The organism is Saccharopolyspora sp., from assembly GCF_017434145.1.
GTDB classification, from domain to species: Bacteria; Actinomycetota; Actinomycetes; order Mycobacteriales; family Pseudonocardiaceae; genus Saccharopolyspora_C; species Saccharopolyspora_C galaxeae.
Genome location: NZ_JAFRFW010000376.1, coordinates 1 through 3,603, shown reverse-complemented (window position 1 = coordinate 3,603; position 3,603 = coordinate 1). Strand labels below are relative to the sequence as shown.

5 protein-coding genes are annotated in these 3,603 nt (G+C 68.2%); all 5 read right to left on the bottom strand.

Annotated features, from left to right (window positions below; all coding sequences use genetic code 11):
• On the bottom strand, positions 1–782 hold a 782-nt coding region (locus IJH84_RS10235), incomplete at its 3' end, for an FAD-dependent oxidoreductase (RefSeq protein ID WP_295143212.1).
• 104 nt (positions 783–886) lie between these two features.
• Positions 887–1,552 (bottom strand): three-helix bundle dimerization domain-containing protein, encoded by a 666-nt coding sequence (locus IJH84_RS10230; protein ID WP_295143209.1) that lies wholly within the window; start codon positions 1,550–1,552, stop codon positions 887–889.
• A 43-nt stretch (positions 1,553–1,595) separates the two neighbouring features.
• Positions 1,596–2,021 carry a low molecular weight phosphatase family protein gene (locus IJH84_RS10225; protein WP_295143206.1) on the bottom strand — a complete coding sequence of 142 codons (426 nt, stop codon included), beginning with the start codon at positions 2,019–2,021 and terminating at the stop codon, positions 1,596–1,598.
• Positions 2,021–3,133, bottom strand: coding sequence for an ACR3 family arsenite efflux transporter (gene arsB / locus IJH84_RS10220; RefSeq protein WP_295143203.1), 1,113 nt, complete (start codon positions 3,131–3,133; stop codon positions 2,021–2,023). Before arsB ends, IJH84_RS10225 begins: the two co-directional genes overlap by 1 nt.
• The gene (locus tag IJH84_RS10215) at positions 3,130–3,504 is read right to left on the bottom strand and encodes a metalloregulator ArsR/SmtB family transcription factor (RefSeq protein ID WP_295143200.1); all 375 of its coding nucleotides are present in this window, start codon (positions 3,502–3,504) and stop codon (positions 3,130–3,132) included. The genes arsB and IJH84_RS10215 overlap by 4 nt, the downstream gene beginning before the upstream one ends.
• Positions 3,505–3,603 lie beyond the last annotated feature (99 nt).

The window sequence follows — 3,603 nt, the reverse complement described above, 5'->3', positions numbered from 1 at the left end:
GCGAGGTCGGTGTCGGGGCGCACGCCCACGACGACGAGCACGAGATCGGCGGTGAGGTGATCGCTCTGGCCGTCACTGCTGGTGGTGACGGTCAGGGCGCCGGTGTCGGTGCGGTCGACCGCGGTGACCAGGGTGTGGGTGCGGACGTCGACCCGGTTGCGGACCAGTTCGTCGTGGACGAGGGCGCCGAGTTCGGGTTCGACGGTGGGGAGCACCTCGGGTAGGGCTTCGATCTGGGTGACGGTGATGCCGCGGGCGGTGAGCCCTTCGGCCATTTCCAGGCCGATGTAGCCGGCGCCGATGATGATCGCGGTCTTCGGGTCCTTGGTGGTGAGGGTGTTCATCACGGCGAAGGTGTCGCCCATCGAGTGCAGCAGGTGCACGCCGTCAGCGGGGCCGAGGTGGTCGAGGCCGGTGATCGGGGGCCGCACGGAGACGGCGCCGGTGCCGATGACGAGGGCGTCGTAGTCGAGGTCCCGGGCGGTGCCGTCGGGGCCGGTGACGGTCAGGCGGTGTCCGTCCGGTTCGATCGCGGTAGCTCTGGTGTCGGTGTGCACGGTCATGCCTGTGGCGGCGAGGTCGGCGGCGGTGCGGTGGGCGAGGTTGCTCCAGTGGGTGACCTCCCCGGAGACGTAGTAAGGGATGCCGCAGATGGAGAAGTTCGGGTAGGCGTCGGCGACGACCACGGTGACCTCGCTGGTGGGGTCGAGTTCGCGGGCCCGCAGGGCGGCGGAGATCCCGGCGTCCGATCCGCCGATGGCGATGATCTTGCGTGCAGACATGGGGTGTCGGTTCCCTTCCAAGAACAGGCAAATGAGGTGGAGCAGGCACAGCGGCGCTGACGGCGGTGAGCGGGCCGTCGAGCAGGTCGATCAAAGGGGGTGGGTCAAGTGGTGGCGGGATGGAGCTCTGCGAGGAGGGCTTTGACGCGGCGGTCGAGGTCGTCGCGGATCAGGCGGACGGTCTCGATGGGGTGGTTGTCGGGGTCGGCGACCTGCCAGTCCAGGTACCGCTTGCCCGGGTAGACCGGGCAGGCGTCGCCGCAGCCCATTGAGATCACGACGTCCGCGGCCGCGACCACGTCGTCGGTGAGCGGCTTGGGGAACTCGGCGGCCAGGTCGAGTCCGACCTCGGTCATGGCCTGCTCGACGATCGGGTTGATGGCCGCGGCAGGAAGCGAGCCGGCGGAGCGTACGTGCACCGCCCCGGCCGCGTGGTGTGTCAGGAGCGCGGCAGCCATCTGCGAGCGGCCCGCGTTGTGGACGCAGATGAACAGCACCTCGGGCACGGTCTTGGTGCTCGCACCAGTCGACTGCGCCAGGGCGGCGAGACGCTCGGCGGCGAACCGGCCGGCGAGAGTCACCAGGTGAGTGTGGATGCGGGCGGTGCGCCGCAGCGCGGTGTAGGACTCGAAGACGACCCGTTCGACGGTCTGCTCGGAGACGATCCCGCGGTACTGGGCGGCGAGCCGCTCCGCGGTCCGCGCCAGCAGGGCCTGGGGCATCAACAGTTCCGGTGTTCCGGCCGACTCGGTCGTGGCGTTGGCGTTCATCCGACTTTCTCCCGCTTCTCGAGCTTCCCGGGCTGCTGGGGCGCTACCGGGTGGTGAGTTCGGCTGCCAGCGCGGTGACGCGGGCGGCGATGTCGTCGCGCACGAGGCGCATCCGTTCGATCCCGTCGATGCCCCGCTCCGACGGCTCGTCGGTGTCCCAGTTGACCAACGCGACGCCGTCCGGGGTGTCGACGACGGCTTCGCGGCCGAGAGTGACCACCAGATCCACCCGGGCGAGCAACTCAGGGTCGATCGCCTTCGGGGTCTCGCCGGTGATGTCGACACCCACCTCGGCCAGGGCTTCGGCGGACAGGCCGTTGACCGCGGAGCCCGGCTTGGTCCCGGCCGAGTGCACCTCGACGGCCTCGCCGGCGGTCTTGCGCATCAGGCCGGCGGCCATCTGCGATTTGCCGCCGTTCTTCACGCACACGAACAACACGCTCGGCGTGCGGGTTTCGTTGTCGGGCATCAGTTCACACTCCTGGACGGATCCGCACTAGCGGCGGTGGACGGGGCCAGAGGGAATCGCTTGCGCAAGGCCAACGAGACATAGACCAGGCCTACCAGGACGGGTACCTCGATGAGCGGTCCGACCACCCCGGCCAGCGCCTGCCCGGAGGTCGCGCCGTAAGTGGCGATCGCGACGGCGATGGCGAGCTCGAAGTTGTTGCCGGCAGCGGTGAACGCGAGGGTCGTAGTGCGTTCGTAGCCCAGGCCCATGACGGCGCCGAGCAGGTACCCGCCGCCCCACATCACGGCGAAGTAGACCAGCAGGGGCAGGGCGATCCGCGCGACGTCCCACGGGCGGGAGGTGATCTGCTCGCCCTGCAGGGCGAACAGGATGACGATGGTGAACAGCAGCCCGTAGAGCGCCCACGGTCCGATCCTGGGCAGGAACTTCGTTTCGTACCAGTCGCGGCCCTTGGTCTTCTCCCCGATCCGGCGGGAGAGGTAGCCGGCGAGGAGCGGGATGCCGAGGAAGATCAGCACCGACTTGGCGATCTGCCACGGCGAGGTGCTGATCGTCGTCTGTTCGAGGCCGAGCCAGCCGGGCAGGATCGAGAGGTAGAACCAGCCGAGGACGGCGAACATGATCACCTGGAACACCGAGTTCAGTGCGACGAGGACGGCGGCGGCTTCGCGGTCGCCGCACGCGAGGTCGTTCCAGATGATGACCATGGCGATGCACCGGGCGAGGCCGACGATGATGAGGCCGGTGCGGTACACGGGCAGGTCGGGTAGGAAGAGCCACGCGAGGGCGAACATCAGCGCCGGGCCCAGGATCCAGTTCAGGAAGAGGGAGCCGAGTAGGAGCTTGCGGTCGCCGGTGACGGTGTCGAGGCGGTCGTAGCGGACCTTCGCCAGCACCGGGTACATCATGATCAACAGGCCGAGCGCGATGGGCAGGGAGACGCCGTCGACCTGGATCTTCTCCAGCGCGGTGTTCAGGCCCGGGATCATGCGGCCTAGCAGCAGGCCGGCGACCATGGCGACGCCGATCCACACCGGCAGGAACCGGTCGAGGGTGGAGAGCTTGCCGACGACCGGCTGATGCTCGGTCGTCGGGGCGGGGCTGGTCACGAGAGAACCTCCATCGAGGTGGCGGGTTCGCCGGACTGCAGGATCCCGGCGAGCGAGGACAGGACTTCGGGGATGACGCGGTAGTACACCCACGAGGCGCGGCGCTCGGACTCGAGCAGGCCGGCGGTCTTGAGGACCTTGAGGTGGTGCGAGATCGTCGGTTGCGAGACGTCCACCGCCGGCGAGATGTCACATACGCACGCCTCGCCACCCTCGTGGCTGGCGATCAAGCTGAACAGGCGCAGCCGGATCGGGTCGGCCAGGGCCTTGAACACCGCCGCGAGGTCGACGGACTGCCCCTCCGACAGAGGCTCACGGACCAGCGGTGAGCACCGCACGGTCACATCGGTCAACGGAATCGAATTCGACACACATCAATATTGACAGATATCGATGCTGGACACACGCGTGACTGGGTTATAGGTAGCGAAAGATATCTTCTCTAGCGCACGACTTCGGATCGTTGTGTT

Coding starts and splice junctions, on each gene's coding strand:
- IJH84_RS10230 (WP_295143209.1), bottom strand. CDS start 1,552: ATGAACGCCAACGCCACGACCGAGTCGGCCGGAACACCGGAACTGTTG.
- IJH84_RS10225 (WP_295143206.1), bottom strand. CDS start 2,021: ATGCCCGACAACGAAACCCGCACGCCGAGCGTGTTGTTCGTGTGCGTG.